The 24,176-nt window shown below is 63.4% G+C and carries 23 protein-coding genes and 1 pseudogene; 9 read left to right on the forward strand and 15 right to left on the reverse strand.

The features are described from left to right. Window positions 1-363: 363 nt before the first annotated feature. Window positions 364-687, forward strand: coding sequence for a DUF6280 family protein (locus tag GBJ34_RS14125; RefSeq protein WP_149142367.1), 324 nt, complete (start codon window positions 364-366; stop codon window positions 685-687). 266 nt (window positions 688-953) lie between these two features. Here the strand turns inward: GBJ34_RS14125 and GBJ34_RS20810 are convergent, their stop codons facing one another. The 3 genes from GBJ34_RS20810 to GBJ34_RS14140 all read right to left on the reverse strand — a co-directional run bounded on the left by GBJ34_RS20810 (window position 954) and on the right by GBJ34_RS14140 (window position 4,247). After that, window positions 954-1,904 (reverse strand): hypothetical protein, encoded by a 951-nt coding sequence (locus tag GBJ34_RS20810; RefSeq protein WP_226341187.1) that lies wholly within the window; start codon window positions 1,902-1,904, stop codon window positions 954-956. Between the two features lie 138 nt (window positions 1,905-2,042). After that, entirely contained in the window at window positions 2,043-3,479 is a 1,437-nt protein-coding gene (locus GBJ34_RS14135) for a TolC family outer membrane protein (RefSeq protein WP_151719869.1), read from the reverse strand. 114 nt (window positions 3,480-3,593) lie between these two features. Continuing rightward, the gene (locus GBJ34_RS14140; protein WP_151719870.1) at window positions 3,594-4,247 is read right to left on the reverse strand and encodes a protein-L-isoaspartate O-methyltransferase family protein; all 654 of its coding nucleotides are present in this window, start codon (window positions 4,245-4,247) and stop codon (window positions 3,594-3,596) included. Between the two features lie 275 nt (window positions 4,248-4,522). Here GBJ34_RS14140 and GBJ34_RS21235 point away from each other — a divergent pair. Beyond that, window positions 4,523-4,843: pseudogene (locus GBJ34_RS21235) on the forward strand (ArsC/Spx/MgsR family protein); the annotation flags it as partial. Between the two features lie 8 nt (window positions 4,844-4,851). Here the strand turns inward: GBJ34_RS21235 and GBJ34_RS14150 are convergent. Further along, window positions 4,852-5,523: an NnrU family protein gene (locus GBJ34_RS14150; protein WP_151719872.1), complete on the reverse strand. Its 672-nt coding sequence runs from the start codon at window positions 5,521-5,523 to the stop codon at window positions 4,852-4,854. Window positions 5,524-5,631: 108 nt separating this feature from the next. Between GBJ34_RS14150 and GBJ34_RS14155 the strand changes: the two genes are divergently transcribed. Next, window positions 5,632-6,318, forward strand: a complete 687-nt coding sequence (locus tag GBJ34_RS14155; protein ID WP_151719873.1) for a CbiX/SirB N-terminal domain-containing protein — start codon at window positions 5,632-5,634, stop codon at window positions 6,316-6,318. Window positions 6,319-6,324: 6 nt separating this feature from the next. Here GBJ34_RS14155 and mog read toward each other — a convergent pair whose 3' ends face one another. The 7 genes from mog to GBJ34_RS14190 all read right to left on the reverse strand — a co-directional run bounded on the left by mog (window position 6,325) and on the right by GBJ34_RS14190 (window position 13,126). Then, window positions 6,325-6,852, reverse strand: a complete 528-nt coding sequence (mog, locus tag GBJ34_RS14160; protein WP_151719874.1) for a molybdopterin adenylyltransferase — start codon at window positions 6,850-6,852, stop codon at window positions 6,325-6,327. Continuing rightward, entirely contained in the window at window positions 6,849-7,337 is a 489-nt protein-coding gene (locus GBJ34_RS14165; RefSeq protein WP_151719875.1) for a DUF2478 domain-containing protein, read from the reverse strand. Before GBJ34_RS14165 ends, mog begins: the two co-directional genes overlap by 4 nt. 238 nt (window positions 7,338-7,575) lie before the next feature. Beyond that, the gene (locus tag GBJ34_RS14170; protein ID WP_151719876.1) at window positions 7,576-8,583 is read right to left on the reverse strand and encodes an ABC transporter ATP-binding protein; all 1,008 of its coding nucleotides are present in this window, start codon (window positions 8,581-8,583) and stop codon (window positions 7,576-7,578) included. Continuing rightward, window positions 8,580-9,371: an ABC transporter permease gene (locus GBJ34_RS14175; RefSeq protein ID WP_151719877.1), complete on the reverse strand. Its 792-nt coding sequence runs from the start codon at window positions 9,369-9,371 to the stop codon at window positions 8,580-8,582. The genes GBJ34_RS14170 and GBJ34_RS14175 overlap by 4 nt, the downstream gene beginning before the upstream one ends. Further along, on the reverse strand, window positions 9,368-10,237 hold the full coding sequence (locus GBJ34_RS14180) for an ABC transporter permease (protein WP_151719878.1): 870 nt from the start codon (window positions 10,235-10,237) through the stop codon (window positions 9,368-9,370). Before GBJ34_RS14180 ends, GBJ34_RS14175 begins: the two co-directional genes overlap by 4 nt. Window positions 10,238-10,350: 113 nt before the next feature. After that, the gene (locus GBJ34_RS14185) at window positions 10,351-11,454 is read right to left on the reverse strand and encodes an ABC transporter substrate-binding protein (RefSeq protein WP_404811432.1); all 1,104 of its coding nucleotides are present in this window, start codon (window positions 11,452-11,454) and stop codon (window positions 10,351-10,353) included. Window positions 11,455-11,728: 274 nt separating this feature from the next. Next, a complete protein-coding gene (locus GBJ34_RS14190) occupies window positions 11,729-13,126 on the reverse strand; it encodes an aspartate aminotransferase family protein (protein WP_151719880.1) in 1,398 nt (465 codons plus the stop codon). Between the two features lie 614 nt (window positions 13,127-13,740). Here GBJ34_RS14190 and GBJ34_RS14195 point away from each other — a divergent pair. The 3 genes from GBJ34_RS14195 to GBJ34_RS14205 all read left to right on the forward strand — a co-directional run bounded on the left by GBJ34_RS14195 (window position 13,741) and on the right by GBJ34_RS14205 (window position 16,901). Further along, complete coding sequence (locus GBJ34_RS14195; protein WP_151719881.1) at window positions 13,741-14,091, forward strand: DMT family protein; 351 nt, start codon at window positions 13,741-13,743, stop codon at window positions 14,089-14,091. Window positions 14,092-14,138: 47 nt separating this feature from the next. Then, window positions 14,139-15,359, forward strand: coding sequence for a multidrug effflux MFS transporter (locus GBJ34_RS14200; protein ID WP_151719882.1), 1,221 nt, complete (start codon window positions 14,139-14,141; stop codon window positions 15,357-15,359). A gap of 144 nt (window positions 15,360-15,503) precedes the next feature. Continuing rightward, window positions 15,504-16,901, forward strand: a complete 1,398-nt coding sequence (locus GBJ34_RS14205; RefSeq protein ID WP_151719883.1) for a helix-turn-helix domain-containing protein — start codon at window positions 15,504-15,506, stop codon at window positions 16,899-16,901. Between the two features lie 115 nt (window positions 16,902-17,016). Here GBJ34_RS14205 and GBJ34_RS14210 read toward each other — a convergent pair whose 3' ends face one another. The 4 genes from GBJ34_RS14210 to betI form a co-directional block, all read right to left on the reverse strand. After that, window positions 17,017-17,253 carry a YdcH family protein gene (locus tag GBJ34_RS14210; RefSeq protein ID WP_151719884.1) on the reverse strand — a complete coding sequence of 79 codons (237 nt, stop codon included), beginning with the start codon at window positions 17,251-17,253 and terminating at the stop codon, window positions 17,017-17,019. Between the two features lie 147 nt (window positions 17,254-17,400). Further along, on the reverse strand, window positions 17,401-19,053 hold the full coding sequence (gene betA / locus GBJ34_RS14215) for a choline dehydrogenase (protein ID WP_151719885.1): 1,653 nt from the start codon (window positions 19,051-19,053) through the stop codon (window positions 17,401-17,403). Next, window positions 19,053-20,507, reverse strand: coding sequence for a betaine-aldehyde dehydrogenase (gene betB / locus GBJ34_RS14220; protein ID WP_151719926.1), 1,455 nt, complete (start codon window positions 20,505-20,507; stop codon window positions 19,053-19,055). Before betB ends, betA begins: the two co-directional genes overlap by 1 nt. A gap of 11 nt (window positions 20,508-20,518) precedes the next feature. After that, entirely contained in the window at window positions 20,519-21,103 is a 585-nt protein-coding gene (gene betI, locus GBJ34_RS14225; protein WP_151719886.1) for a choline-binding transcriptional repressor BetI, read from the reverse strand. A gap of 118 nt (window positions 21,104-21,221) precedes the next feature. Here betI and choX point away from each other — a divergent pair, with 118 nt between their 5' ends. The 3 genes from choX (at window position 21,222) to choV (ending at window position 24,126) form a co-directional block, all read left to right on the forward strand. Further along, window positions 21,222-22,154 (forward strand): choline ABC transporter substrate-binding protein, encoded by a 933-nt coding sequence (choX, locus tag GBJ34_RS14230; RefSeq protein ID WP_151719887.1) that lies wholly within the window; start codon window positions 21,222-21,224, stop codon window positions 22,152-22,154. A gap of 116 nt (window positions 22,155-22,270) precedes the next feature. Further along, window positions 22,271-23,104, forward strand: coding sequence for a choline ABC transporter permease subunit (gene choW, locus GBJ34_RS14235; RefSeq protein ID WP_151719888.1), 834 nt, complete (start codon window positions 22,271-22,273; stop codon window positions 23,102-23,104). Beyond that, window positions 23,101-24,126: a choline ABC transporter ATP-binding protein gene (gene choV / locus GBJ34_RS14240; RefSeq protein WP_151719889.1), complete on the forward strand. Its 1,026-nt coding sequence runs from the start codon at window positions 23,101-23,103 to the stop codon at window positions 24,124-24,126. The genes choW and choV overlap by 4 nt, the downstream gene beginning before the upstream one ends. Window positions 24,127-24,176 lie beyond the last annotated feature (50 nt).

Consider the following 24,176-nt stretch of genomic DNA (forward strand, 5'->3'; position numbering starts at 1 on the left):
TCAATGCACTCGGCACTGCCGAGATCGAACGCGTGGCCTGAACCCAACGGGGAAAGGGGCGCGTCTAGCCGCAGCCGGACTTCTGCAACAATGCCGATCAGATGGTTCAATCATGCCCTGCATCACAATGCGCCGCAGTCCGGTCAATTATGGCGAAAATTCGACCAATCCTTGAACCTATGACGCGCGAACCTATATCTCGTCTGGCACTCTGCGGCGCACCGACTAAATACGGTATGATTTCCAGGCAAGCCATGCGCAAGACGCATAGCAATTATGCAAAAGGTGGAATACCGAATCGTCGCGAAAAGGTCATATTCCGCGAGCGCCGGATCATGCAAGAGCAAGAACAGGAAGACTGATATGGCTGACTTCATCGACAGCACCGCGTTCAACTACGAGCAAGGTCAACGCGCGCGCAAGCTGTTTGCCGCGGTGGTTCTTGCTGCGCTTGACGACGCGATTGCGGATGACAAGAAATATGGCAATGGCCCCGAGCAGATCGCCCGCTGGGCGCGGTCGCGGGACGGGCGCGAGGTGTTGTCCTGCGCCGGGATCGACCCGAATGAGCGTGTGGTCAAGGGCCTGATGGAATTCGTCTCCAAGGGCGTGCGCACCTCGGTGGCGCTGTCGCGCGAGGAAAGCGAGCGTCGCCACGCCGCCGAGTTGGAAGCAGAAGCCGCCTGATCCCCTATCCGGCCTGCCCCCTGCCCGGCAGATGCCGAACCGGATCCGGTGACAGCGAAATGCATGACGCGCCCACAGGGGCGCGTTTTGCATTTATCTGGCACAGTTGAGGGGAGAACTGACGCCGCAGCCAAAGCAGGACGGCCAGAAGATCAATGATTATCTAAGGCATTGCCCCGGGGTTGGCCCGGCATGTGCCCGCCAATCGATCAGGCGCGCCAAGAATGGGCATGGGCACTATCGCGACACGCCCCCACCGAAGGAAATCAGGACAGATCCCGGCTCGCCAGGGCGCGGTTGATCTCGGCGCGGACCAGCTTGCGGACATTGCGGGTGATACGCTCCCCAAGGGCCCCCTGCAGCTCTTCCCGGATCATATCGCGCACCACTTCACGCAGCGCCTCTTCATCGAAATCATCGCTATCCTGCGGTGCGAAGAGGTCGGATTTGGGGGAAGCCGCCGCCACCGAGGCCGCAAGCTCATCCTCCAATCCGCGCAATTCCTCCAGCACAGCCGCCTCAGCCAGATCGCCGGGGCTGCGGCCCATTTCCGGCTCAACCGGATAGCCCGCCTCATCGACCTCAATATAGGGCGCAGGATCAACAAACGCGGACTCCCTCTCGAGGGCCTCCGAAGCATCCGGCTCTGCGACAGAGTTTTGCGGTCCCTCGGCCCATGCACCGTCGCGCCAGGCCTCTTCCAGCCGGGCCGCGTCAGGTGAGGTGAACTGCAAGACCTCGGCCTCTTCGACCCGGTCAAGATCGACCTCGACAATCTCGGTGTTCCACACCGGCAACGCGGACCAGACCGGCGACATCTCCGCCTCGGCCTCGGTATCCCAATCGTCACTGACTTGCGCACCGACGCGGGCCACAACGGTTTCAATCGGCATCGCCGCGGCGGCTTCAATCGGCATGGGCTCCGCCGCGCGCGGATCGGGCGATGCGGGATCGGACATGGCGGCCTCGGAGCGCGGGGTGTCTGGCATATCGGACGGCGTGACCATCGGCCGATCCACATCTGCAGGCAGCGGCGGCACGACCCGCAGCGCAGGCGTCAGCAACAAGCGGGAAGCAGGAAGCTCAGGCCCCGGGGTGGGGCCAGGCCGCGGCCCGGCGTCCCGCGGATCATGGGAAGGCCGCAGATCCTCGGACACCAGTCTTCGGATGGAGGACAGCACATCCTCGATCTCTACAGATGTCATTGGTTCTGTCATTCCACTCGTCCTGCGATTTGTTTCCAGATTAACGACAGCGCCCCCTTCCCGCAAGAAGGAGGCGCTGGATCGGTTAACAATTCCGCAGAAGGAGCAACGGCTTGCTGCTCAAGCAGCAGGTCGGGGTAAACCTGGCGCTCAGTTCTTGCCAAGCGCCTTCAGCACACGGTCCAGGCTTTCGCCCTGGAAGCTGACCACCGGCGCATCTTTGGCCAGATTGTAATAGCCGGTCACATCATAGGTCGGGATACCAAGGTTCAGATCCTTGACCGTCAGCTTGCCCATCGAGGACAGCACCTGATAGACATAGAAATATCGCTCTGCCTCGGACTGCACCTTGGCCGCGCGCGCATCCAGCACGTCCTGTTCGGCGTCCAGCACCTCCAGCGTGGTGCGGGCACCAAGTTTGGCTTCCTCGCGCAACCCCTGGAAGGCCACGACAGCGGCTTCGATCTGACGCTCATTCGCCGAAATCTGCGCCGCGGCCACATCGATCTGGGCCCAAGCGGTGCCGACATTCTGCTCCAGCGTCACAGCCGTCTGATGCAGCGCCGAACGCTGCGCCTCGCGCTGCATCTGCGCCTGACGCAGCTGCGAAGACAGCCGCCCGCCAGCGTAAAGCGTCTGGTTCATCGACAGCGAAAGGCTTTGCTGGTTGTAATGGTTGGAATCCCCTGCCCCTCCGCTGAGCGCGGTCGTCCCGCGCACGGTGACCGTCGGGCGCATATTGGCATTGGCCAGCTCGATCGTCAGGTCGGCAACCTTCACCAGATGTTGCTGGCGAATCATGCTCGGATGTTCCCGACGCGCCACCGCAAGGGCCGCATCCATCGTGGCAGGCAGTTTCGGCGCGCGCGGCAAGGCGGCCAGACGGCCCGGATATTTGCCGGTCGCGGCCTTGTAGCTTTCGCGCGCCACCCGCACATCGCCATCCGCCGAGGCCAGCGCCGCCCGCGCTTCGGCCAGGGTTGCCTCGGCCAAGGCCACGTCGGTGCGGGTCACCTCGCCCACATCGAAACGATCCTGCGTGGCCTTCAGCTCTTCACCGATCACGTTCACATAGTTCTGGCGCAGATGCCGGATTTCTTCGGTCAGGCGCACATTCACATAGGCCTGCACGGCGGTCAGAAGCACGTCCTGCTCGATGCCGACAAGGCTAGCGCGGGTCGCCAGAACGGTTTCCTTCGCCGCCGCGATGCTGGCCTTGTTGCGACCGAAATCCAGCAGCGTCAACTGGATCGCCAGTTCAACGGTGGTCTGTTCGCCGAAGGTCTCGGCGCGGACAATGTCAAAGCCCGTGCCGTTGAACACCGGCGAGCCGATATCGTTCAAGCGGCGCTGTTTGTAGTAGTTCGCAGCAAAAGTGATGACCGGACGCACCGCCGACACCGCTTGCGCCACATCCTCATCCGCAGCCGCCAAAAGCGCGCGGTTCTGGTCCAGAAGATGAGAATTGCGATAGGCAGACACCAGCGCATCGGCCAGGGTTTCCGCCAATGCTGCCGGGCTCATTGCTGCAAAAGCCAGCACAGTTGCCGCAGCCGTTGCCGCCAGTTTCCGCTTCAACCCGACCATTCTTGGCTCCTGTTCTGCCTCTGCGCCCTTATTCTTGCGGGCAATCTTCCGGCGCTGCGCACCGCCGGTGAATAACGATGACGCCCGCGCTTTCCGTCGCGGGCGTAGTAAATCTTACAGGGTGAAGGCGTGATGCGCCTTGAACCCCGGCAGCAACGGTGCCGAGGCGTTGAACACCTGGCGCCAGTTCATCTGGCCGTCGATCTTGTAGCCAACCCGGGCCTCGCCCAAATTACCATCCATGAACAGCGCGCCGATGCGCCCGCCTTCCTTCAATTGGGCCAGCAATGCCTCCGGCACAGTCTCAACTGCGCCTTGCAGCATGATGACATCATAGGGGCCAGCCTTGGCCGAACCCTCGACCAGCTTGCCATGGATCACCGCCGCATTGTCGACGCCTTCGGCAGACAGGGTGCGCTGCGCCTCGGTCGCCAGCGTCTCGTCTTCCTCAACCGCCACAACCGCTTCGCAGATGCGGGCGATCACGGCTGTCGAATAGCCAAGCCCGCACCCCAGATCGAGCACGATCTCGGCGGGCTGGATATCCAGCGCGTCCAACAGCTTGGCAAAAGTGCGTGCCTCAAGCATGACGCGGCCTGCACCAACCGCAACATGTTCGCCGACATAGGCGGCCTCACGGCGCGCGGCAGGCACATAGGCCTCGCGCGGAACCGCAAGCATGGCTGCGATGATCGGATATTTCGTGACATCCGAGGGGCGGACCTGCGTATCGACCATCATGGTGCGGCGGGCGGCGAAATCGGTCATGCTGAACTCGTCAGTCTTGTTTCCATTTTTCGTGTCATGCCACAGAAACCCCGCCTCGGCAACACGGCTTCGCGCCTGCGGCACCGTGTCAGACCTGGTTGAAGGTCGCGTTGGACTATTGTCCAACAATGCACCAAATGCAGACAGTGCCTGGTAAACTTCCCGTGACAATAAAGGTGGGAATTGGCCGTTGCGGCCACCCGCTTGACCAAGCGCCAAGGTGCAGGCATGTGATTTTCCATGCATGATCCTGTCACCTCTGGCACAACCCGGCTTGTTCGACCTCGCGCAAGGCGCTTGCCGCGCTGGAGGCTGCCGGTCTGCAACCGCAGATCATCCACTATCTGGAAACCGGCTGGACCCGCGAAGACCTGACCGCCCTGCTGTCAGAGGCGGGCCTGACCCCGGCCCAGGCGCTGCGCCGCAAGGCCCCGCTCGCCGCCGATCTTGGCCTGCTGGACGCAGGCACATCCGACAGCACGATCCTTGCGGCAATGCTGGCGCATCCGGTTCTGGTGGAGCGCCCCTTCCTGCGCACGTCGCGCGGCACCGCCCTGCTGCGTCCGCTGGATCGTTTGGCCGATCTGTTGCCCTGAGGGCCGCCTTACGGCGCGGGCATCACGCCGATCACCGGCTCATGCAGATGCAGCAGCGCCAACCAAAGGCAGGCCGCCAGCGCCACGCGCCACCAAGCGGGGCGATAGCAGCGCCAATTGCCGCCGAAGGGCCACGCCCCTGTGCCGGAAGCCCGGGTGATCCACATGTCGCGCCCCCATTGCGCCTGCTTGCGCCGGTCGATCATGCCCATGCCAAGCAGCGCATAACCGGCAAAGACCCCGAACAGGATGACATGGGCCAGATCGCCGTTCACCAGCATATGCCCACTGGCCCAAAGCAGCAGCGCCCAAAGCAGCGGATGGCGCACCACGCCCGCAATCCCGGGCCGTGCCGGATCGAAGCCACCCGATTTTCCGCCAAAGCTCAGCGGGTTGGCGGCACCAATGGCAAGGCAGACCAGCAGCACCGCCAGCGGCATCGCCAGATTGACCAGCCAGCGCATCCATTGTTCCTGATCCCATAGCGGAACAACAGGCGCGCGCCCCGCCGCCGCAATCACCCAGACCAGCAGCAACAGCGACAGGATGCCATAGCCCGCGCCATAACCCGCCCGTCCCAGCCGCGCGACAAGCGCCGCGCGCAGACCGGGCCGCGCCGGGATCAGATGGCTGAGCAGGAACGCCGTCAGCGCCAGCGCGAATTCAAACCATTCCGCCATTCTCATACCCTTTCGTCCCGCTGATCCTGCCGCCCGCACCGGGCCATCGCAAGGTCGGACAGGCCCGCCTTGGGTGGACATTGCGCCGCAGCCGCCTATCTTGAGGCAATGCAGAATGCGCTTATCATCGCCCATGGATCGCCCGCCGATCCCGAACCGCAAGAGGCGGCCCTGCAGGCGCTGGCCGCCCGCGTTGGCACCTATCTGCCCGGATGGTGCCTGCGCGGCACAACGCTGGCCCTGCCCGGCGCGCTGGACAGGGCGGTCGCGGCGCAACCCGATGCGCTGATCTTCCCGTTTTTCATGGCCGAGGGCTGGTTCACCCGCCAGCAATTGCCGCGCCGTCTGGCAGAGGCCGGGATGGTTTCGCCGCGCCAGACCCCGGCCTTCGGCCATCATCCGCGCCTGTTGCCCCTGCTGGCCAAGGTCGCAGAACAGGCAGCCCTTGCGCAGCATCTGCCGCCCGATACCACGCTGCTGCTGGCCGCCCATGGCAGTCAGGCCTCCCGCGCCTCTGCCACCCGGACCGAGGAATTGGCGGCGCAACTGCGTGAGGTCACGCGGTTTCGCATCGTCACCGGCTATCTCGAAGAGGCCCCCTTTGTGGTCGATCAAGCCCGCGATCTTGGCCCCGCGCTCTGCCTGCCGCTGTTTGCCACCCGCGCCGGCCATGTGGCGCAGGATCTGCCCGCGGCGCTGACAGAGGCCGGTTTTACCGGCAAGCTGCTGCCCGCCATCGGGGAACACACGCGTGTCCCCGCGATGATCGCCGAAGCACTGGTGCTGGCCAATTGAGCCGCACTATTTTGCCGGACGAAACGCCTTGCAGATCGCGGGATCGGTCTCGATGCGCCCCGCCCCCATCAGATCCAGACAATAGGGCACCGCCGGGAACACTGCATCCAGACAGGTGGCAATGGCCGAAGGCTTGCCCGGCAGGGTGATGATCAGGCAGCGCCCGCGCGTCCCCGCCCCCTGCCGCGACAGGATCGCCGTCGGCACCTCGCGCAAGGATACCGCCCGCATCAGCTCGCCAAAACCCGGGAAATCACGCTCCACCACATCCGCCATGGCCTCGGGCGTCATGTCGCGCGGGGATGGCCCGGTGCCGCCGGTGGCAAGGATCAGATCCGCCCCGGCCACATCGGCCCAATGCCGAAAGGCATCCGCCACGCTGTCGCGACCATCCGGCACGATCTGGCGGTGGATATCCAGATCCGAGGTGATGGCGGCGCGCAGCCAGGCCTCGATGGCGGGGCCGCCCTTGTCTTCATAGATCCCCGCCGCCGCGCGGTCCGAGACGGTCAGGATGGCGACCCGCGCGCTCATGCCAGTACCTGCGCAAGCCAGTCTTCCAGCGCATCGGGCGAGAGCGGCTGCGCCAGATCGCCAGCAAAATCCTGAAAAGACGCCATATTCATCTTGTTCACCCCGATCAGCACCGGCAGATCCTCGGCCAAGGCCGCCGCAATCAGATCGCGAAAGCCGCGTCCCTCGGCCTCGTGCTTGCCAAATTTGTTGACGATCAACAGCCGCGCGCCTGCCATGCGGCTTGAGACCTCGGCCACCGCCCCTTCCAGCGCGCCGGTATCCAGCTTGCAGCCTTGCGACCCCGCACCCAGCTTCTGGCTGATGCCGATCACTGGCCCATCGGGCAGGATCTGCAACTCCATCTCGCAATCATCGCCACAATCAAGATTGTGCTGCACCGCCCCCGCCAAGGCGACCCCGTCCTCCAGAAGCCGCGCGGCCAGCCCGGCCAGGAGCCGGTCCGTCTCGCCCCTTCCAGGCAGGGTGATGGTGGCAAAGCGCATTTACGGCTCCGTTGCGATTTCGCGAACCATCGCGCCCGCAGCGCCCGGATGCAAGACGAAGAAAGGGGGCGCTTACGCCCCCTTCCGGGTCTGCGACCCAATTCAATCCCTGAAGATATTCAGGAAAAGAAGGCTGTAAGGCCCGCCCCTTGTCTCTTCCTGCCTCAGACATCTCAGGTCAGGCGCACGCCCTTGGCGGGCCGCACTTGCGGCAAGGGGGCGCAAGCGCCCCCTTTCTTCAAGCCCCGAGCTGGATCAGATCGCGCGCGGCAAGGCTGAGTTCGACCACCGCCCCCACCTCGGGCGGCGGCGCATCGGCGCGGTTGAAGGTATCGAGCGAGACCCGCGTGCCCGCGACATCCGCTGTCAGCCGGATGACGGAACCCAGGAAATGCACCTCGGTCACCGTCGCGGGCAGCACGATATCGGCGCCGCTGGCGCGCCCCAGATGCACGGCCTCGGGCCTTGCGGCGAAATCGCCCTGCCCCATGGAGACGCCGCCGATGCGACCGGCCTCATCGGCGCGGAACACATTCAGCTGGCCCACGAAATTCGCCACGAACCGGGTGCTCGGGCGATTGTAGATCTCGAACGGGGTGCCAACCTGATCGGCGATGCCGCCATTCATCACCACGATCCGGTCCGAGATCGACAGCGCCTCTTCCTGATCATGGGTCACGAAGATGGTGGTGATGCCCAATTCGCGCTGGATGGCGCGGATCTCGTTGCGCAAGCTGACCCGCACCTTGGCATCCAGCGCCGAAAGCGGCTCGTCCAGCAGCAGGACCTGCGGCTTGGGCGCCAGGGCGCGGGCCAGCGCCACGCGCTGCTGTTGCCCGCCCGACAGCTGGAACGGATAGGAGGCCCCCTTGTCCGGCAGACCGATCAGCGCCAGCATTTCCTGCACACGCGCGGTGATCTCGGCCTTGGATGCCCCTTTGATCTTCAGGCCAAAGCCCACATTCTCGGCCACCGTCAGGTTCGGGAACAGTGCATAGGCCTGAAACACCATGCCGATATTGCGCTGGTTCGGACGCTTGCCCACGACATTGCTGCCGCCGATGGTGATTGCGCCGGAATTGGGCTGTTCAAACCCCGCCACCATGCGCAGCACCGTGGTCTTGCCACAGCCGGACGGCCCGAGCAGCGAGATGAACTCGCCCTTCTCGACGCTCAGGCTGAAATCCTTCACCACGCGGTTGGTGCCGAAGGCTTTTTCGAGATGCGAAATGTCGAGGAAGCTCATTGCGCGGCTTTCGTATGTTTGGAGAGACGGTTGGCGAACTGGATCAGCCCCATGCAGCCCCAGGTGATGCCGAAGGCGATGACCGAAAGCGCGAAAGGCTCATAGGGTTTGTTCGCGCCGATCCGGGCCAGATAGGGCCCGAAGGCCGGACGGTTCAGCAGCGCCGCAAGGGTGAATTCGCCGATCACGATGGCGAAGGTGAGGAAGGCCCCCGACAAGACCGCCGGGATGACATTGGGCAGGATCACGCGGGCAAGGATGGTGGCCCATCCGGCGCCAAGGCTTTGCGCGGCTTCGGTCAGGGTCGCCACATCGATGGTGCGCATCCCCGTATCCACGGCGCGATACATATAGGGCAGCGCCAGGACGGTATAGCCGAAGGCCAGCAGCAGATTGGTGCCCATGATCGTGCCGGTCATCGGCAGCCAGCTGGAGGTGTTGTACAGCCGGATGTAGCCGAACACGATTACGATGGCCGGGATCACCAGCGGCAGCAGCGTGATGAATTCCACATAGGGCCGCGCCCATGGCATCTTCAGGCGCACCCAATAGGCGGTCGGCACCACCAGCAGCACCCCGAACAGGATGGTGACCAGCGCCATCATGATGGAATAGGTGAAGGTCGCCTGAAATTCAGGGTCGCCGATGATCTTGGTATAAGCGTCAAGGCTGTAGACGCCACGCCGGGCCTTCAGCGAAAACTCGGTCAGGCCGAGCAGCGGCAGCGCGAAATAGGTCAGGCCGAAGATCAGGACGATCCAGCCTGTGATGCGGGCCCAGAGGCTCATTTCAGCCACCTTTCAGCGCGCACGCGCAGCCAGATGTAAAGGACATTGGCCACCGCCGTGACCATGATCATGCCAAAGGCCATGGCGTAACCGAGATTGGGATTACCCAGCACATCGCCCCGGATCTGCGCAAACAGCTGGATCGGCACGATATTGAGCGAGGATCCGGTCAATGCGATTGCGGTCGCCACCGCCCCGAAGGCATTGGCAAACAGCAGTGCAAACGTGCCCAGCAGGGACGGGAACAGGATCGGCAGCGCCACCATGCGCCAATATTGCGTGGCTGTAGCCCCCAGAACCTCGGCCGCCTCACGCCATTCCCGCTTCAACCCTTCCAGCGCCGGGGTGATGATCAGGATCATCAGCGGGATCTGGAAGAACAGATAGGTGATGGTCAGACCCCAGAAGCTGAGGATCGAGAAGCCGAGATCGCGTTGCAGCACGATGCCGAAATTGTTGCGCAGGAAGACCGTGACCAGCCCGACCGGCCCGAAGGTCGCCAGAAAGGCGAAGGCCAGCGGCACACCGGCAAAGTTCGACGCCACGCCCGAGAATGTCATCAGCGGTGAACGGATCCAGCGCGGCACCGCGCCGAAGGTGACAGCCGCCGCCATGCCAAAGCCGATCAGGCAGCCCAGAAGCGCCGAGGCGAGCGAGATCTTGACCGAGACCCAGTAACTGGACGGGATCGTGCCGGTGTTCAGATCCTTGATGTTTTGCAAGGTGAAGGCACCGCTGCGGTCCTGAAATGCGCCGATTACGATATGCATCGTGGGCAGGATCAGGAACAGCGTGGCGAAAATCAGGAAGGGCAGCAGCCCCAGCCATGTCAGCGGTAACCGCCGGGTGATCGGCACGGAGCTCATGCGTGAGGCGTCCCCTGTCGCGCGTGCGACTGTTGTTGTTCTTGGATATGGTTGTCACAAGCAACCCCGGCCCGGAACATCTCCGGGCCGGGGCCTTTTGCAGTCAAATGCGATTACTGGACGTTCGCGCCGACAACGCCGTCCCATGCGCCGGTGACGGCGGCCTTGTTAGCATCCACCTCTTCCAGCGTCGGGAAATAGGCGGCCTCATAGGAAGCGGCCGGCGGCAGCGCGTCGATCAGCTCCTGCGGGACCTTGCCAGCCTTGACCATCGCATTGAAGCGCGCCGGGTGGCAGTAGCCTTTCAGCCAGAGGTTCTGGCCTTCGTCGGAATAGATGTATTCCATCCACAGTTTCGCGGCATTCGGGTGCGGCGCATAGGCCGAGATGCCCTGAACATAGACGCCAGCCAGAACGCCGGTTTTCGGCACGACGATCTCGACCGGCGGGTTGCCGGCCAGTTCATCCCGCCAGGCAAGGGCGTTATAGTCCCACGCAATGGCAATCGGGGTCGCGCCCTGGGCAATGGTGCCTGCCTTGGCGATGACCGGCACGAAGTTTCCAGCCTTGTTCACTTCGGCGAAGTAGTCGAGACCGGCCTTGCCAGCGGCCTCACCGGCGGCAGCGCCTTTCGACAGGCCAGCGGCCAGAACGCCAAGGATCGCCTGGTTCGAGGCGCGCGGATCGCCCGCCAGTGCCACCTGGCCGGCATATTCCGGCTTGGTCAGATCGGCCCAGTCGGTCGGGACGTTTTCGACCAGATCCTTGTTCACGATGAAGGACATGACGCCGTAATAGTCGCCATACCAATAGCCTTCGGCATCCTTGATATTGTCCGGGATCTCGTCCCAGGTCGACACTTTATAGGGCTGCAACAGGCCCTCGGCCTTCATCGACGGGCCATAGGCCAGACCGACGTCAACCACGTCCGGGGCCTGCGGACCCTTGTTGTCCTTGTTGGCCTTCACGGCCTCGACCTCATCGGCGGAACCGGCATCGGGGTTCAGCTCGTTCACGGTGATTTCAGGGTATTTCGCCTTGAAGCCCGCGATCACCTCGCCATAGCCACACCAGCTATGCGGCAGCGCGATGGTGGTCAACATGCCTTCGGCCTTTGCGGCCGCCTCGATCTCGGCCAGCGACTGCGCCGAGACCATGCCGGTCGACGCCAGCAGCGCCGCCAGCGTGACAGCTGCGGTGGTTTTCTTCATCATCATCCCATCTCCCTTGGGCCGCCCGGGCCCTGTTGGTGACATTCGCGTCTTATTGGCCTTGCGTGACGGTTTTGCGCCATGCATGTAACAGGCAGATTACAGCCCCGATCTAAGCGCGGAATTTTTCGTCGCGCAACGAGTCTGTCATCTCTCCGTTACATTTTCTTCATGCAAATCCGCGCGGAACAGATATTTCCATAGGCAGAATGCCCAAAACGAAAACGGGCGCGACATGTCGCGCCCGTCCTTTATTCGATTTTCTTCGACTTTGCGCGAATCACGCTTCCTGCCACAGGCCCTCGTCACGGATCTGCTTATAGGCCTCATCCAGCGACAGCCGGGCCCGTGCGACCAGAATATCGATCTCCTCCGGGGTGATGACCAGCGGCGGCGAGATGATCATCCGCTCATAGACATGGCGCATGATCAGGTTGTTCGCAAAGCAGCGCTCACGCACCATATAGCCGATCCGGCCGGGTTTGGCGGCGAATTTCGCGCGCTTTTCCTTGTTGGGCGTCAGTTGCAGGCTGCCCATCAACCCGACCAGCGTCGTCTGCCCCACCATCGGATGATCGGCCAGCGCGTGCCATTTCTCGGCCAGATAGGGATGCGCCACGTTGCGGACGTGATCGACGATGCCGTCATCCTCGATGATGCGCAGGTTTTCCAGCGCCACCGCCGCCGCCACCGGGTGACCGGAATAGGTATAGCCGTGGTTGAAGTCATCCTCGTCATTGCCGATGACATGGGCGATCTCGTCGCAGACGATCGAGGCACCGATCGGCTGATAGCCCGAGGACAGGCCCTTGGCGACCGTCATGATATGCGGCTTGATGTTGAAGGTCTGGCAGCCGAACATGTTGCCGGTGCGGCCAAAGCCGGTGATGACCTCGTCCACGATCAGCAGCACACCGTATTTCTCGCAGATGCGCTGGATCTCAGGCCAGTAGGTCGCGGGTGGCACGATGACGCCACCGGCACCCTGCACCGGCTCGCCGATGAAGGCCGCGACCTTGTCGGCCCCCAGTTCAAGGATCTTGGCCTCAAGCTCCTGCGCGCGCATCAGGCCGAAGGCCTCGGGCGTCATGTCTTCGCCCTCGGCCCACCAATGCGGCTGACCGATATGCTCGATTCCGTCGATCTTGCCGCCCGCCGCATGGATATAGGCCATGCCGCCCAGGCTGCCGCCCCCCATGGTGGAGCCGTGATAGCCGTTGCGACGGGCGATGATCACCCGGCGCTCGGGCTGGCCCTTGATGTCCCAATAACGGCGCACAAGGCGGATATTGGTGTCATTGGCCTCCGACCCGGAGGAGGCGAAGAACACATGATTCAGATCGCCCGGGGCCAGTTCGGCCAGTTTCGCGGCCAGTGCGATGGCGGGCACATGGGTGGTCATGAAGAAGGTGTTGTAATAGCTCAGCTCGCGCATCTGCCGTGCGGCGGCCTCGGCCAGCTCATCCCGGCCATAACCCACATTCACGCACCACAGACCGGCCATGCCATCAAGGATCTTGTTGCCTTCGCTGTCCTTCAGATAGACGCCATTCGCCCCGGTGATGACACGCACGCCACGCTTGGCCAATTGCCCGTCCGAGGTGAACGGGTGCATGTGATGCGCCGCGTCCAGCGCCTGAAGCTCGGCGGTGGGCAGATGATTGGTGATCTTGTTCATGGCAAGCCTCGTCGTGTTCGCGCCGGAATCCAGAAGCGGATTCGCGTGGTTGCCTTCAGTCTAGGGGGTTTCCAGGGCGGGCGCAAGAATTTGATCAAATTAAACCAGGTGCAGGATCCGCCCGCCCTGCCGCGCATGATCTTGATTTGGCGGGAACGGGTTGCGCATCTGGCCGTGCGAGTCCGTTGCCGTACAGCCCGGCCTTGCCTGCCCTGTCTTGTATCGGCTGCCTTGCAGACACTGCCTTGCGTGCCCGGCCCCAGCATGATCGGGCGACGGCATCCCTTTAGCCATTCGCCCCTGCATTCGCCCACCGCCAGCAATGCAACTTGTTGCCGCGCTCCGCGCCGCAGACTGCGCCGCCAATTCACCATGACAACCGCTGGCCCCCAAGGGTGGCCATCGCGCCGCGCAGCCGCGCCGGAAATCCCCCATTGCCACCGCCACCAAAGGAGGCCACCCCGCCGGAACATGCGGCCGCTTGCCGCCCAAGGCCTTCTCTGCGATGCCCGACAATGACCGGCGCGTCGTGCGCTTTCACAGCCCCCCGCGCCCCATTGCGTTGCGATAAAATTTCGAGAACATGCAGCAGCAACCCCTTCGGAGCCCATGCCATGCCTGCCCTGCCCGTGCCCGTCATCACCATCGGCCTGCTTGTGGCCTCCAATATCTTCATGACCTTCGCCTGGTATGGACATCTCAAGTTCAAAGGCGCGCCGCTGGTCACGGTGATCTTCATCTCCTGGGGGATCGCGCTGTTTGAATATATGCTGATGGTCCCCGCCAACCGCATCGGCCACACGCATTTCTCGGCCGCAGAGCTGAAGACCATTCAAGAGGTCATCACCTTGCTGGTCTTCGGGGTGTTCTCGGTCTTCTTCCTGAAAGAGCCGTTGACCTGGAACCACATCCTCGGCTTTTCCTTCATCGCGCTTGGTGCATTCTTCATTTTCCACAAGTGGTAGTCGCAGACAGGATGGACAGGCGCGCACCGACCGCCTAGCCCATCTCCATGCGTGATCTTCCCCCTGCCCGGTTTCTGGACCCGGCCACCCCGCCCTCGGTTCTGACGCTCACCCTGCTTGCGGGGATCTCGGCGCTCAGCATGAATGTCTTCCTGCCCTCGCTGCCTTCGATGGCTGCGTGGTATGGCGTGCCCTATGCGACGATGCAGCTGTCGGTTGCACTCTATCTGGCACTGTCGGCGGGGCTTCAGGTCCTGATCGGTCCGGTCTCGGATCGTTATGGCCGCCGCAAGGTGGTGCTGGGGTCGCTGATCCTGTTTCTGATCGCGACGGTCGCCACTTTGGTTGCACCGACGGCGGAAACCTTCCTGATCGCCCGCATGGCGCAGGCTGTAATCGCCTCGGGCATGGTGCTCAGCCGCGCCATCGTGCGCGATATGGTCTCGGACGAACGCGCGGCCTCGATGATCGGCTATGTCACCATGGGGATGAGCATCGTGCCGATGATCGGCCCGGTGATCGGCGGTGTTCTGGATGAGGCTTTTGGCTGGCAGGCAAGTTTTGCGCTGCTGCTGGTCGCGGGGGCTGCCGTCACCTGGCTGTGCTGGCGCGATCTGGGCGAAACCTCGACGCCGTCGGATCTGGGATTCACCGCGCAATTCGCGCAATATCCCGGGCTTTTGGCGTCACAACGCTTCTGGGGCTATACGCTGGCCGCGGCTTTGTCCTCGGGCTGTTTCTTTGCCTATCTGGGCGGGGCCCCCTTTGTCGGCGATCAGGTTTTCGGGCTCAGTTCGTCCAGGATCGGTGTGCTGTTCGCGTTGACAGCCCTTGGCTATGCGGCGGGCAATTATCTGGCCGGTCGCTATTCGATGCGCGTCGGCATGAACCGCATGGTGCTGGTCGGCACGGTCATCACCACGCTGACCTGTGCCGCGATCATGCTGCTATCACTGGCAGAAATGACCGGGCCGGTCACCTTCTTCGGGCTGACGCTGATCATCGGGATCGGCAATGGCATCTGCCTGCCCAATGCCAATGCGGGCATCCTTTCTGTGCGACCCGAACTGGCGGGCACCGCCTCGGGGCTTGGCGGTGCGATCAATATCGGCGGTGGCGCGGCGCTTGCCGCCCTTGCGGGGGCGCTGCTGCATCCGGGTGCCAGCGAATTGCCGCTGGCCGTGCTGATGTTCGCAACCTCTGCCGGCTCGGTTCTGGCCATTCTCTGGATCATGGCCCGCGCGCGGCGCATCGGCCTCACAGCCTGACCCGGCCATGCCGGGTGCCCTTGACAGCAATGTTTTGCAAAGGCGAAAAGGGCATTAGCAAAGCGTGCCCGCGCCCGCCGAGCGCATCAGCAAGGCACGCTCCCGCCTCGTGATCCGAGGGGCAGGCCGAGCCAGGGGGGCGCGATGAGCACGCAGAAGCTGTATGCCGGGGTCAAGTTGCGCGAATTGCGCGGGCGGCTCGGGGTGACGCAAAAGGCCTTTGCTGACAAGCTGGGCGTGTCGCTGCCCTATCTCAACCAGATGGAAAACAACCACCGGCCGGTCTCGGCCTCGGTCGTGCTGTCGCTGGCGCAGGAATTCGGCTTTGACGTGACCGAGCTGACGGCGGGCGATGCTGAGCGCATTGTCTCGGACATGCGCGAGGCCCTGGCCGATCCGGTGTTCCAAAGCGCCGCACCGCCCTTGGCCGATCTGCGGCTTGCGGCCTCCAACGCGCCGGCACTGGCGCGGGCCTTTCTGGACCTGCACCGCGCCTATCGGCAGACGCATGAACGTCTGGCCTCGCTGGATGAGGCATTGGGGCGCGATGACACCGCGCTGCGCCCCAGCCCCTGGGAAGAGGTGCGCGATTTCTTCCATTATTGCGACAACTATCTGGATGCCATCGACCGCGCGGCAGAGCATTACGCCATGCCCGGCGGCGTTCGGAAGGATCCGCTCTTCATTGCCTCCGACACGCTGACCAAGGCCGGGATCGATCTGCAATTTGCCGATACCGGGCAGTTGCGCGCCTTTGATGCAGGGGCCAAACGCCTGGCTATTTCGGGCCGCGCCTCGGGTCCGACGCAGCGGTTTCAGCTGCTTTATCAGGTGGCGCTGACCACCCAGAACGAGCTGCTGGAGGCGACGCTGGACCTTGCGCGCTTTGCCACGCCCGAGGCGCGCGATATCGCCAAGATCGGCCTTGCCAATTACTTTGCCGGGGCGGCGCTGCTGCCCTACCGCGCCTTTCAGGAGGCAGCTTTGGCCGAACGCCACGATCTGGAGCGGCTGGCCGATATCTTTGGTGCCAGTATCGAACAGGTGGCGCATCGCCTGTCGACGCTGCAACGCCCCGGATCAAAGGGCATTCCCTTTTTCTTCGTGCGCGTCGATCAGGCCGGCACCATCACCAAGCGCCATTCGGCCACACGGCTGCAATTCGCGCGCTTTGGCGGGGCCTGCCCGCTGTGGAATGTGCACCGCGCCTTCGAGACGCCCGGGCAATTCCTGCGCCAGCTGGCGGAAACCCCGGACGGTGTGCGTTACCTCTGTCTGGCGCGGGACGTCTCCAAGCCGGGTGGCAGCTTCAACGCGCCGGTGCGACGTTATGCGATCTGCATCGGCTGCGAGGTGCAGCACGCCGATGCCATGGTCTATGCCGATGGGCTGGACCTGCGCGGTCAGTTCGAGCCGATCGGCATTTCCTGCCGGATCTGCGAGCGGCGCGATTGCCACCAGCGCTCCGTCCCGCCGCTGGAACGCCGGTTGAAGGTCGATCCCGACCGGCGCGGCATCCTGCCCTATCAGATCGCAGAATAGCGCCCGCCCAAATGCCATCGGACGGGGTGCGAATTTTCGTCGAAAATTCGGAGGCTCTCGAAATTCGGAGCCACCTGAACGCCAGAGCCTGCCCAAATTCCAAGCCGGTTGATCATCAACCGCCGATGCGCTGCCAGATCTGGTCCTTCAGCGCGGCGCGGGTCTTGCGCAGCTCGGTTTCACGTTCCGGCGAGACCGGCTCCACCCGTGTCTCGGCGCGATGCACCGCGCGGTTCACCTGATGGTATTCCTCGACCAGCCGGGCAAAATGGGCATCCGTTTCTTTCAGCGCCGAAATCCGCAGGGCCTCAGCCGGAAATTCCTCCAGCAATTCATGCGGGGTGTTGGACATGCGCGTGTCTCCTTCCTTGGGTCTTGCACGCTTGAGGTTAGGCCCGGCTCACGCCCTCGGCCTTGATGCGGATCAAGTTTCCCGAAAAGACACGGGCGTGCCCCGTAAGCCCCTTCCAAAAGAAAAGGCCCCCGAAGGGGCCTCTTGTCAGCGCTGGTTCACCTGCCAGCCCGGATTGATCCAGGGCTCCAGATTGGAACGCGGCAATGCTGTGCGGCCAAGGATATGATCGGCGGCCTTCTCGCCGGTCATGATCGAGGGCGCATTCAGGTTGCCATTGGTCACCCGCGGGAAGATGGAGCTGTCGGCAAGCCGCAGCCCCTCCACCCCGATCACGCGGGCCTCCGGGTCCACCACCGCCATCGGATCGCTGGCCGCCCCCATCCGACAGGTGCCGCAGGGGTGATAGGCGCTTTCGACATGTTCCTTGATGAAACCGTTCAACTCGTCATCGGATTGCAACCCGATGCCGGGCTGGATCTCGGATTTCAGATAGGGCTTGAAGGCATCCTGTCCGATGATCTCGCGGGTCAGGCGGATGCAGCGGCGGAAATCATCCCAGTCGGAGTCCTGGCTCATGTAATTGAACAGGATCTTCGGTGCGACACGCGGATCACCCGACCGCAGCGAAACCGACCCGCGCGAGGCCGACCGCATCGGCCCGACATGGGTCTGGAAACCATGGCCCTCGGCGGCTGCCTTGCCGTCATAGCGCACGGCAATCGGCAGGAAGTGATACTGGATATCGGGATAATCCACCCCGGGCTTGGAGCGGATGAAAGCGCAGCTTTCAAACTGGTTCGAGGCCCCGATGCCACCGCCCGTGAACAGCCATTGCGCGCCCACCCAGGCCTTGCCCCAGAGATTCCAGTATTTATACAGGCTGACCGGCTGGCTGGCTGCGAATTGCAGGTAAAGTTCCAGATGGTCCTGCAGGTTCTGCCCCACGCCGGGGCGATCCGCGACCAGCGGCACACCATGTTCGGCCAGATGCGCCGCGGGGCCGATGCCGGAAAGGAGCAACAATTTCGGCGAATTGATGGAGGACGCCGCGATGATGACCTCACGCGCGGCGGGAATCACCACCACCTGGCCCTTTTGCTCGATCTCCACCCCGGTGGCGCGTCCGTTCTCGATCACCACGCGCCGGGCAAAACCCTTTTCGACCTTGACCCGCCCGGTCTTGATCGCAGGCTTCAGATAGGCATTGGCGGCGGACCAGCGGCGACCCTTCCAGATCGTCGCTTCCATCGCGCCAAAGCCTTCCTGCTGGCGTCCGTTGTAATCGGCGGTCACGGGATAGCCCGCCTGTTGCCCCGCCTCGATAAAGGCATTGAACAACGGATTGCTGCGGGGGCCGCGCGTCACATGCAAGGGGCCGCTGTCGCCGCGATACTCGCCCTCGCCGGTATCGCCATGCCAGCTTTCCATCCGGCGGAAATAGGGCAGCACATCGGCGTAAGACCAGCCCTGCGCGCCCTGTTCGGCCCAATGGTCAAAGTCGCGGGCATGGCCGCGCACATAGACCATGCCATTGATCGACGACGACCCGCCGATCACCTTGCCGCGCGGCGTGGCCAGCACCCGCCCGCCCAGATGCGGCTCGGGCTCGGTTTGAAAGCCCCAGTCATAGATGCCCATATTCATCGGATAGGACAGCGCGCCGGGCATCTGGATGAAGGGCCCGGCGTCCGTGCCGCCGAACTCGATCACGGTGACCGAACGCCCGGCCTCGGCCAGACGATAGGCCATGGCGCATCCGGCAGAGCCCGCGCCGACAATGACGTAATCGCTGGCCATCAGTAGGGGCTTTCAACCGGGCCCATGCCGACATAGACCGACTTGACCTGTGTATAATGTTCAATCGCGGCGCGAGAGTTTTCACGCCCCACGCCCGAGGCCTTCACCCCGCCAAAGGGTGCCTCGACCGGCGTCAGGTTATAGGCGTTGATCCAGCAGGTGCCCGCCTGCAACTGCCCGACCACGCGGTGCCCGCGCGCGAGATCGGCAGTGAAGACCCCCGCCGCCAGTCCGAACTCGGTGGCGTTGGCGCGCGCGATCACTTCGGCCTCGTTGTCGAAATCCAGGACCGCCATGACCGGACCGAAGACCTCTTCCCGCGCCAGCGTCATATCATCGGTGATATCCGCAAAGACGGTGGGCTGCACATAGAAGCCGGTATTCAGATCCGCCGCCGCCCCGCCGGTCACCAGCCGCCCGCCTTCCGCCTTGGCCTTTTCGATATAGGCCAGCACCTTGTCGCGCTGCGCGGAGGACACAAGCGGCCCCATCTGGGTTTCGGGATCGAGCGGATCGCCCAGCTTGATCGCGGCGCTGCGCTCGGCCAGACGGGTCAGGAAGCGTTCCTTTATCGCCTTTTGCACGAAAACCCGGGTGCCGTTGGAGCAGACCTGCCCGGCGGAGTAGAAATTGCCCAGCATCGCCGCGCCGATGGCGCTTTCGATATCGGCGTCATCAAACACCACCAGCGGCGACTTGCCGCCCAGCTCCATCGTGACATGGCGCATTCCTTCTGCGGCGGCGGCATAGACACGCCGCCCCGTCGGCACCGATCCGGTCAGCGAGACCTTGGCCACGCGCGGATCGGTCACCAATGCGCCCCCCACCGCGCCGCGCCCCTGCAGCACATTGAACAGGCCTGCGGGCATCCCGGCCTCGATAAAGATCTCGGCCAGTTTCAGCGCACCAAGCGGCGTCACCTCGGACGGTTTGAAGATCATCGCATTGCCCAGCGACAGCGCGGGCGCGGCCTTCCAGCAGGCGATCTGGCTTGGATAGTTCCAGGCCCCGATGCCCACGCAAACCCCCAGCGGCTCGCGGATAGTGTAGACGAAATCGCCGCCCAGCGGGATCGTCTCGCCGGTCACGGTTGGTGCAAGCCCCGCGAAATATTCCAAGGCATCCGCGCCCGATGGCCAATCGGCCACCTCTGTTTCCTGAATGGGCTTGCCAGTATCCAGCGTCTCCAGCTCCGACAATTCGGCATTGCGGGCGCGGATCAGATCAACGGCGCGGCGCAGGATGCGGGCGCGTTCCACCGGGCGCGTGGCCCCCCAAGCCTTCTGCGCGGCCTCTGCCCCGGCAAGTGCGGCCTCGATCACCGCAGGCGTCGCCTCGTGCAAGACCGCGATCACCTCGCCGGTGGCAGGATAGATCACTTCGATCTCGGCCCCGGCCTTATCCTCGACATAGGCACCATTCACGAAATGGCTGGCTTTGGGCTGTGCCCGCATGGCGATCCCCTTCATATCCGTTTTCCGAGTTCGGAGGTGAGAAACTCCATCACCACCGCAACAGCCGTCCCCGAATCGGGCGGCCCTTCCTTCAGCGCCTCGCGCAGATAGACCCCGTCCAGCAGCGCCCCCATGGCGGCCGCCACCCCATCCGCCCGCGCGCCGACCAATGGGCGCAGCGAATGCATCAAATTCGAGCGCAAGCGGCGCTGATAGACCCGCAAGAGGCGGCGTGCCTCGGGCACGGTCTGCGACAGAACATAAAAATTGAGCCAGGCACCGACAGCTTCGCGCCGGAAATTGCCGGCGCTGAAATTGGCCCGCACGATGGCGCGCAGCCGCGCCTCGGGTTCATCACTGGCCGCAGCCAGCGCGCCGCGCACTTCTGCGCCATAAAGCGACAGGATATGTCGCATTGCGGCCAGGAAGATATCTTCCTTCGACCCGAAATAGTGATGCGCCAGGGCCGAGGACATCCCTGCCCGCTTGGCGATCTGACTGACCGTCACATCCAGCGACCCGGCGCGCCCGATCTCCACGATGGTCGCTTTGACCAGCGCGGCCTTTCGGATAGGCTCCATCCCAATCTTCGGCATTCTGGCAAATCCGTCAGAAACTTCTTGCCAAACCGGGGTAGCGTGTTTTTTATTGATCCGTCAATCAACAAAAAGCGCGTCAGACGCTGATGACCCAAACGACCACAGGGAGTCGACCATGACCAACTTCAAAGCCGCATTTCTGGCCTCTGTCGCCGCTTTCGCCTTCACGGGCACCGCCTATGCCGAGGGCTGCGACAAGATCACCTTCTCGGATGTCGGCTGGACCGACATCACCGCCACCACCGCCGCGACAAGCGTCGTGCTGGAGGGCCTGGGCTACGAGACCGAGACCAAGCTCCTGTCGGTGCCGGTGACCTATGCCGGTCTGGCTGAAGGCGATATCGATGTCTTCCTTGGCAACTGGATGCCGACGATGGAGGGCGATATTGCCCCCTACCGTGAGGCGGGTTCGGTCGATACCGTCCGCACCAACCTGACCGGGGCCAAATACACCCTAGCCACCAATGCGGCCGGCAAGGCGCTTGGCATCAGCGATTTCGCCGCGATCGGGGCGCAAAAGGATGCGCTTGACGGCAAGATCTACGGCATCGAAGCCGGCAATGATGGCAACCGGCTGATCCTCGACATGATCCAGGCCGACAAGTTCGGGCTTGGCAGCTTTGAGATCGTCGAAAGCTCGGAACAGGGCATGTTGGCGCAGGTTGACCGCAACTCTTCCGCGCAAAAGCCCATCGTGTTCCTTGCCTGGGAACCCCATCCGATGAATGCCAATTTCGAGATCACCTATCTTGCTGGGGGTGATGAGGTGTTTGGCCCTGATTTCGGCGGTGCGATCGTCGCCACCAATACCCGCAAGGGTTATGTGGCCGAATGCCCCAATACGGGCAAGTTCCTGGAAAATCTTGAGTTTTCGCTGCCGATGGAAAACGAGATCATGGGCGCGATCCTGAATGACGGGGCTGAACCGCGCGACGCGGCGAAAGCCTGGCTCAAGGCCAACCCCGAGACCTGGAAGCCCTGGCTTGCCGGCGTGACCACCAAGGACGGTGGCGATGCGGTGGCCGCAGTCGAAGCCGCTCTGAACTGAGTTTGACGGCGCCTGTCGTGCTTTCGTGGCGAGGGCATGTCCTTCGCCACGATTTTCACAGGCTGTTTCCTGCGCGGCGCGCGCACCCTTTTTTCATTCCTCTATAGCAGGCGGTAATGGACTGGCTCGACTTTCCCAAAATTCCGGTTGGACGCGTCGCAAAGACGGCGGTGGACTGGCTGAAGACGCATCTTGGCTGGCTGTTCGATTCGATCAGTGACCTGCTCACACGGCTGATCGACGGCTCGTTGAGCCTGCTGCAATATCCCCATCCCATGATCGTGGTGGCGTTGCTTCTTGCCTTCACCTGGTGGCGGCAGCGGTCCTGGAAGCTCTGTGTTCTGGTGCTTCTGGGCTTTCTCTTCATCCTGAACCAAGGCTATTGGAAGCCGACCACCGAAACACTGGTCCTGCTGTTCTATTCCTGCATTTTCTGTATGGCGGTGGGCATTCCGATCGGCATCGCCTGCGCGCATCGCCCCAAGCTCTATGCCGCACTTTCGCCGGTGCTGGATCTGATGCAGACGCTGCCGACCTTCGTCTATCTCATTCCCGCTGTGGTGTTTTTCGGCCTTGGCATGGTGCCGGGCCTGCTTGCGACCGTGGTCTTCGTGCTGCCCGCCCCGATCCGGCTGACCTATCTCGGCGTTTCGTCGACGCCACAGGCCCTCGTCGAAGCGGCAACCGCCTTTGGCGCAACGCCGCGCCAGAAACTGTTCAAGGTGGAACTGCCCTGGGCCCTGCCCCAGATCATGGTCGGCCTCAATCAGACCATCATGCTGTCGCTCTCCATGGTGGTGATCGCAGCCATGGTGGGGGCAAACGGGCTTGGCATCCCGGTGGTGCGTGCACTTGGACAGGGCAACACCGCGCTTGGCTTTGAATCCGGTCTCGTCATCGTTGTCGTGGCCATCATTTTGGACCGTATGCTGAGGGTGACGCGCAAATGACGGCCGTTGAATTTGATCGCGTCTCCATCGTCTTTGGCGACCACCCCGACCGTGCGCTGCCCTTGATGGACAAGGGGCAGTCGCGCGCCGAAGTGCAGGCCGCCACGGGCCAGGTTCTGGGGGTGCATGACTGTTCCCTCAAGGTCGATGAGGGCGAGATCCTTGTCCTGATGGGCCTGTCCGGCTCCGGCAAATCCACACTCTTGCGCGGGGTGAACGCACTGAACCCGGTGGTGCGCGGCGAGGTGCGGGTATCGGACGGCGACAAGATGGTCTCGGTCACCAAGGCTGATCCCGAGACGCTGCGTCGGTTGCGCCTGTCGCGCATCGCGATGGTGTTCCAGCAATTCGGCCTGCTGCCCTGGCGCACGGTGCGCGAGAATGTGGGCCTTGGGCTGGAACTTGCCGGGATGCCAGTCGAGGCGCGCAAGAAGCCGGTGGATGAGCAGCTTGCGCTGGTCAACCTGAGCCAATGGGCCGATCGCAAGGTCGGCGACCTGTCCGGCGGGATGCAGCAGCGCGTGGGCCTTGCGCGCGCCTTTGTCACCCAGGCCCCGATCCTGCTGATGGATGAGCCGTTTTCGGCGCTGGACCCGCTGATCCGCAGCAAGCTGCAGGATGAGCTGCTGGATCTGCAAAAGCGCCTGAAACGCACCATCATCTTTGTCAGCCATGATCTGGACGAGGCCTTCAAGATCGGTAACCGCATCGCCCTGATGGAAGGCGGGCGCATCGTGCAATGCGGCACTGCCCGCGAGATCATCGCCAACCCGATCAATGACTATGTGCAGGATTTTGTGGCGCATATGAACCCGCTCAGCGTGTTGACCGCGCGGGATGTAATGCGGCCCGGCCCGTCCTCGGCGGGCCATGCGGTCACCGCAGACCTGCCAGTGCGCGCGGTGATGGCGCAGATCCGCGATGGTATCGAGGAACTGGCCGTGACCGAAAGCGGCGCGGTCATCGGCACGATCATCGCGCGGGATGTGTTGGCGCGGCTGGTCGATCCGCGCGCGGCCTGAAGCGCGATCGATGCCGACCGGGATCATTGGGGGGCTGTCTGCCCCCCAAG

The sequence above is a fragment of the Gemmobacter serpentinus genome (assembly GCF_008973825.1).
In the GTDB taxonomy this organism is placed as follows: Bacteria; Pseudomonadota; Alphaproteobacteria; order Rhodobacterales; family Rhodobacteraceae; genus Gemmobacter; species Gemmobacter serpentinus.

Coding starts and splice junctions, on each gene's coding strand:
- GBJ34_RS14125 (WP_149142367.1), top strand. CDS start 364: ATGGCTGACTTCATCGACAGCACCGCGTTCAACTACGAGCAAGGTCAA.
- GBJ34_RS20810 (WP_226341187.1), bottom strand. CDS start 1,904: ATGACAGAACCAATGACATCTGTAGAGATCGAGGATGTGCTGTCCTCC.
- GBJ34_RS14135 (WP_151719869.1), bottom strand. CDS start 3,479: ATGGTCGGGTTGAAGCGGAAACTGGCGGCAACGGCTGCGGCAACTGTG.
- GBJ34_RS14140 (WP_151719870.1), bottom strand. CDS start 4,247: ATGACCGATTTCGCCGCCCGCCGCACCATGATGGTCGATACGCAGGTC.
- GBJ34_RS14150 (WP_151719872.1), bottom strand. CDS start 5,523: ATGGCGGAATGGTTTGAATTCGCGCTGGCGCTGACGGCGTTCCTGCTC.
- GBJ34_RS14155 (WP_151719873.1), top strand. CDS start 5,632: ATGCAGAATGCGCTTATCATCGCCCATGGATCGCCCGCCGATCCCGAA.
- mog (WP_151719874.1), bottom strand. CDS start 6,852: ATGAGCGCGCGGGTCGCCATCCTGACCGTCTCGGACCGCGCGGCGGCG.
- GBJ34_RS14165 (WP_151719875.1), bottom strand. CDS start 7,337: ATGCGCTTTGCCACCATCACCCTGCCTGGAAGGGGCGAGACGGACCGG.
- GBJ34_RS14170 (WP_151719876.1), bottom strand. CDS start 8,583: ATGAGCTTCCTCGACATTTCGCATCTCGAAAAAGCCTTCGGCACCAAC.
- GBJ34_RS14175 (WP_151719877.1), bottom strand. CDS start 9,371: ATGAGCCTCTGGGCCCGCATCACAGGCTGGATCGTCCTGATCTTCGGC.
- GBJ34_RS14180 (WP_151719878.1), bottom strand. CDS start 10,237: ATGAGCTCCGTGCCGATCACCCGGCGGTTACCGCTGACATGGCTGGGG.
- GBJ34_RS14185 (WP_404811432.1), bottom strand. CDS start 11,454: ATGATGATGAAGAAAACCACCGCAGCTGTCACGCTGGCGGCGCTGCTG.
- GBJ34_RS14190 (WP_151719880.1), bottom strand. CDS start 13,126: ATGAACAAGATCACCAATCATCTGCCCACCGCCGAGCTTCAGGCGCTG.
- GBJ34_RS14195 (WP_151719881.1), top strand. CDS start 13,741: ATGCCTGCCCTGCCCGTGCCCGTCATCACCATCGGCCTGCTTGTGGCC.
- GBJ34_RS14200 (WP_151719882.1), top strand. CDS start 14,139: ATGCGTGATCTTCCCCCTGCCCGGTTTCTGGACCCGGCCACCCCGCCC.
- GBJ34_RS14205 (WP_151719883.1), top strand. CDS start 15,504: ATGAGCACGCAGAAGCTGTATGCCGGGGTCAAGTTGCGCGAATTGCGC.
- GBJ34_RS14210 (WP_151719884.1), bottom strand. CDS start 17,253: ATGTCCAACACCCCGCATGAATTGCTGGAGGAATTTCCGGCTGAGGCC.
- betA (WP_151719885.1), bottom strand. CDS start 19,053: ATGGCCAGCGATTACGTCATTGTCGGCGCGGGCTCTGCCGGATGCGCC.
- betB (WP_151719926.1), bottom strand. CDS start 20,507: ATGCGGGCACAGCCCAAAGCCAGCCATTTCGTGAATGGTGCCTATGTC.
- betI (WP_151719886.1), bottom strand. CDS start 21,103: ATGCCGAAGATTGGGATGGAGCCTATCCGAAAGGCCGCGCTGGTCAAA.
- choX (WP_151719887.1), top strand. CDS start 21,222: ATGACCAACTTCAAAGCCGCATTTCTGGCCTCTGTCGCCGCTTTCGCC.
- choW (WP_151719888.1), top strand. CDS start 22,271: ATGGACTGGCTCGACTTTCCCAAAATTCCGGTTGGACGCGTCGCAAAG.
- choV (WP_151719889.1), top strand. CDS start 23,101: ATGACGGCCGTTGAATTTGATCGCGTCTCCATCGTCTTTGGCGACCAC.